Consider the following 2863-nt stretch of genomic DNA (forward strand, 5'->3'; position numbering starts at 1 on the left):
AGCGCGACAGCGTCAGAAACGCCGATTGATCTCACGATTGTGCCGATCGGGGCCAACAGCGCCGATTTGATCTTCTGCAAGCCCATACCCACGAAAATCGCGATTGGATCGGCGTTGACTGCGCCCGCCCCAGAAATGTCGGACAACTGCCGCAACCTTGCTAAGGTGTAACAACTTCAACAGTCACGAAACACTGGATAACGTCCTTCAGTAGGAGCCAGGTACGTGCGGCCTACGAGTGCGGCTACGGTTAGCGCGATTATCGTCACTCATAATCGGCGCGATCAGCTGGGTCGCGCCGTGGACAGCATCCTGTCGCAAACCCCACGCCCCCACGAAGTCATCATCGTGGATGATGGCTCCACGGACGGCACGCCCGACTACCTCAGGGAAAGCTATGGCGATGCGGTCACCGTTATAAGCCGACCGCATCGTGGCGTGTCCGCGGCTCGCCGTTGCGGAGTCCTCGCCGCTACTGGAGATTGGATCGCATTTCTGGACAGCGACGACGCATGGGCCGATGGGCGACTGAGCGTAATGGCGCGAGCGGTACACGAGGCGCCGGCCGACACCGGGTGCATTTTTGGCGACAGCAAGCTCGTCTACAAGGACCGAACCTCCACGGTATTTTCGGAAGCCGGGTGGGGCGAAACCAGCGGTCCACAACTCGTCGCCGAACCGATGTCTTCGCAATGGCCCTACATGGTCAGCCTTCTTCCGAGCAGCCTCGTGAGGCGCGAAGCCCTGATTGAGGCCGGATGCTTTCAGGAGGATCTCGAAAGCAGCGAAGATCTTCTCGTCAGTTTCCGGATCGCCCTTAGAAGGCCGATTGTGTGCGTGCATGACGTTGTCTCGATCGTGGACCGCACCGGCCGGGCGGACTCACTGTCGCGACGAGGCCAGTCCAGCCCGGATCATTTTCGCGCCCGGGTGCTGGCCTTCGAAGAGACCGCGCGCGTGACGGGCCGGCGCGAGTGGCGCGCGCTTCATGCCAGCGCGGTTCGCGGGTGGTGCATTGCGCTCGCGCGCAAAGGCGAGGCCTGTCGAGCCGAGGCGCTCCTTCAGTTCAAGCACGCCGCCACTCTCAAGGCGGTCTTATTTCTGATTTTCGCCTTCTGCGGCGCCACGCCCGTCAGACTTTGGGGGTATGGCGCACGGGTCCGGGCAGACTTCCCCCAGTCATTGGTTCCGCCGCCTACACCGCGCCCGAAAACATGCGGTGAAGGGTCTTCCGTGCGGCCGGCGGCCGAGCAGCTAGCCGGCTTCCGCGGCAAGTGAGCGCCGGCGCTCGCCCGTCACGCGACGTTCGGCCCGCAGGCGCGGAAGCCCGCTGCCTGTAAGCGCGCGCGTCGCCAGCCATCCAAACGCCACGGTCGTCGCGCCCATTCCGGCCAGCGCCCCTACAGTCTGAGCGGCGCCCAGCGCCCCCGCCGGCTCAAGCAGCAGCATGAAGGGCGTGAAGAGCGGGATCCAGGCCAGCCACGCCAACCCTTGAGCCCCTCCCCCAAGCTGCGCCAAGGCCACGAAGAACACCATCAGCAGCACCCCGAAGACCGGCCGCGACAGGTTCTGGGCTGAAGGCACGTCGCGGGCGATGGCGCCCAGGCCGATCAAGGCGGAACCGTACATTGCGAAGGCCAGCACGTAGATGAACCCGGCCCCCACCAGAGCCGAAGGCTCGGCGAACGCCTGCAGCAGGAAGCCCATCGCCCCTGCCCCGGCACCGCCGAGCGGCGTTGCGGCGATCGCAGCGGCGCCGCCAAGCCAGACGGCCAGCACCAGCAGCGACAGGACGCCGACACCGGCGAGCTTGCCGAAGATGATGTCCGCGGGCCGGGCGGCTGAGAGCAGGCTTTCCAGCGCGCGGTTGGCGCGCTCCCGCACAATGGCCTGCAACAGCATGCCAAGCGCGCCCACCAGATTCATCCAAAGCAGCATCATCACCGCAAAGCGCCCGATCCGACCGGGATCGGCCGGCGGCGCGGGCGCAACCGGCGCTTCCTCGACCGACACCGGAGCCACCCGAGCCGCCGCAAGCACGGCGCCGGAAGCGCCGGCCCGCCGCAGGCGGGCTTGCAGGCCGACCTGGCTTAGATCTCCGCGCAGCATCGCAAGCGCGGCTTTGGGGAGCGGCGCGCCGGAGAGGTGCGCGGACACGCGGCCCTCGGCGTCGACATCGACCTTTAGACGCGTGGCGCTCGGATTGGATTCGGCAGGCGCCCGAAACGTCACCGGGCGCCCTTCTACAACGCCGGCTCGCGTCAGGGCCTCCGTGGCCGCAGCGGCGGCGGCGGGGTCTGCAGCCTCGACGACCACCTCTCGCGCCTGAGGGCCTGAAGGGGCGTGGTGCAAGGCGCCGCCCGCGAGCGCGGCGATCAGCATCAGGAGCGGGCCCATCAGCAGCGCCGCCCAGAAGCTCGGAACGCCCGCGTAGGCGCCGATCTCGCGACCCGCGATCAGTCGCAACCGTTCCATCAGGCGGCCTCGCGGCGTTGGGAAAGCGACCAGAAGCCGCCCTCGAGGTCGGCCTGGATCGGATCGAAGCCGTGGACGGCGAGCTCGCGCTCAGCGAGCGCGCGCATCAGAGCCGGGTAAGGGACCTGCTGGGGCAGCAGCACCCGCCAACGGAGCGCCTCGCCCATCTTGCCCGGGAAGGCCTGCGCCTCGCCGCCGAGCTTGGCCACGACTTCGAGCAAGGCCGCGTCGTCGTCACAGGTCACATAGACGCCGTGAGGCGCCTGCGCCGCCACCTCGGCGACATCGCCCTGGAAAACCGTCCGGCCGTCGGAGACGATGACCACCTGGTCGCAGAGGCGTTCGGCGGCGCTCATCGCGTGCGTCGAGAAAAGGATGGCTCCGCCAC

General features: G+C 67.5%; 2 protein-coding genes and 1 pseudogene. 1 reads left to right on the top strand and 2 read right to left on the bottom strand.

What is annotated here, in order from left to right; translation table 11 throughout:
- Positions 1–225 precede the first annotated feature (225 nt).
- On the top strand, positions 226–1278 hold the full coding sequence (locus VGI62_RS09815; RefSeq protein WP_331504300.1) for a glycosyltransferase family 2 protein: 1053 nt from the start codon (positions 226–228) through the stop codon (positions 1276–1278).
- On the opposite strand, the gene VGI62_RS09820 is transcribed toward VGI62_RS09815, so the two are convergent.
- Together VGI62_RS09820 and VGI62_RS09825 are read right to left on the bottom strand one after the other, a co-directional pair.
- Positions 1255–2475, bottom strand: a complete 1221-nt coding sequence (locus VGI62_RS09820; protein ID WP_331504301.1) for an ABC transporter permease — start codon at positions 2473–2475, stop codon at positions 1255–1257. The genes VGI62_RS09815 and VGI62_RS09820 overlap by 24 nt on opposite strands.
- A pseudogene (locus VGI62_RS09825) lies at positions 2475–2863 on the bottom strand (hypothetical protein); the annotation flags it as partial. The pseudogene VGI62_RS09825 and the gene VGI62_RS09820, both read right to left, overlap by 1 nt.

Source organism: Phenylobacterium sp., from assembly GCF_036495085.1.
Classification (GTDB): domain Bacteria; phylum Pseudomonadota; class Alphaproteobacteria; order Caulobacterales; family Caulobacteraceae; genus Phenylobacterium.